Consider the following 701-nt stretch of genomic DNA (forward strand, 5'->3'; position numbering starts at 1 on the left):
CTTCGAAACCCAGGCTCTGGCACAGCTTCTCAGCCGCGGCCCTTGCCCGCGCTCCGGGGTCCCTGCCCGGCGAACAAGGGGGTTGCGCTGCTAACCGTGTGGTGCACGACGGTGTGTTCAACCGGGAACGCCCCGCGCGGTTTCGTCTTTTCCTCGTGCGGTGGTGAAGGGGCTGCTGCTGGACCGTGCCACACGCTGGCACCGCCGAGCCCCGCCCCGCCGCGCCGCGCACTGGGCGGCCCCGGCTCCTTTCAGCCCACTTCCTGCTTTGAGAGATGGATGCTCATGAACATTTTCGCCGATCCCACCCCCTGGCTGCTGGCCGCCCTGTGCTTGCAGGCTTTTATCCTGGTCGTGTTCACTGCCGACGAGGCCACCCGGCCCCGGCAAAAAGACCCCCGCCCCGTCAGGGCCGTTCTGCGGGGCCGGGCACCCGCCCAAACCAAGGGCCGCGTAAAGACGTTCGCCCGCCTCTACGCCCTGTCCGCCGTGTTCCTCGCAGCCGCCACCGCATCAAGCGCTCTGCGGCACGCCCCATGGATCTGGACTGTCCTGTATGCGGCGATGACGGTACTCACCGTGCTCGGCGCGTACGCCTGGAACACCGCCCCCGGCGAACCGGCCGCCGCGTCCACCACCACAGACCCGGACAGCAAAGGCGAGGACACCCCGTCGAACACGCCCCCGTCCTGACCCCGACC

1 protein-coding gene is annotated in these 701 nt (G+C 69.2%); it reads left to right on the forward strand.

The genetic code is table 11. The features are described 5' to 3' along the window. Nucleotides 1–285: 285 nt before the first annotated feature. Nucleotides 286–693, forward strand: a complete 408-nt coding sequence (locus EEJ42_RS31050; protein WP_148082061.1) for a hypothetical protein — start codon at nt 286–288, stop codon at nt 691–693. Nucleotides 694–701: the final 8 nt, after the last annotated feature.

The organism is Streptomyces botrytidirepellens, assembly GCF_003721215.1.
GTDB classification, from domain to species: Bacteria; Actinomycetota; Actinomycetes; order Streptomycetales; family Streptomycetaceae; genus Streptomyces; species Streptomyces himastatinicus.